We start from the raw sequence: 514 nt of genomic DNA, 5'->3' as shown, positions 1-514 counted from the left end.
GGTTGATGAAGTCGGACATGTTCAGGAAGGGGCCCCTCTTCTTGACTTCCTTGACCATGTTGTCGGCAAGTGCGCGGATTTGCGTGTCGCTGAGCGTGCGCAGGTCGGACCAGGCCATGGCGTCCCCGTCCGGGATGCCGTTGGTGATGCCAATGGAGCCGTAGTCGTCCACGTGGGACTTGTTGCTGCTGGCCACCCCGAAGCGGGAGAAATTGGCCTGGTTGCTGCTCAGCACGGAGGGCCTGCCGTTGGAAGAGTAGAGGAGCTTGCGGTTCTTGAGGCCCATGAGCATGGCCTCCCAGGCTCTCCGGGAGGTGGAGTTGACGTTGAAGCCTCCGGCGATGGGCAGGTACTTGGCGGAGAGCTTGTAGCCCTCGTCGGTTTTGGCCAGTTCGTCGATGACCGCTTCGGCGGGCTTGCCCTGGAGGTCCGGGGAGAGGCGCCTGTTGGCAATGCCTGCGGCCTTGTTGGAGGAAGTGTCCGTGGAGAATGCTTCCTTGAGCACGGACTTGAG

The 514-nt window shown here is 62.1% G+C and carries 1 protein-coding gene; it reads right to left on the bottom strand.

The features are described from left to right. A partial coding sequence (locus ACFFUV_RS24230; RefSeq protein WP_512701421.1) for a hypothetical protein occupies positions 1-514 on the bottom strand: 514 nt, incomplete at both ends.

The organism is Vibrio olivae (assembly GCF_042428525.1).
In the GTDB taxonomy this organism is placed as follows: domain Bacteria; phylum Pseudomonadota; class Gammaproteobacteria; order Enterobacterales; family Vibrionaceae; genus Vibrio; species Vibrio olivae.
The sequence above is the reverse complement of the archived record's forward strand: the minus strand, read 5'-3'. Positions and strand labels throughout refer to the sequence as shown.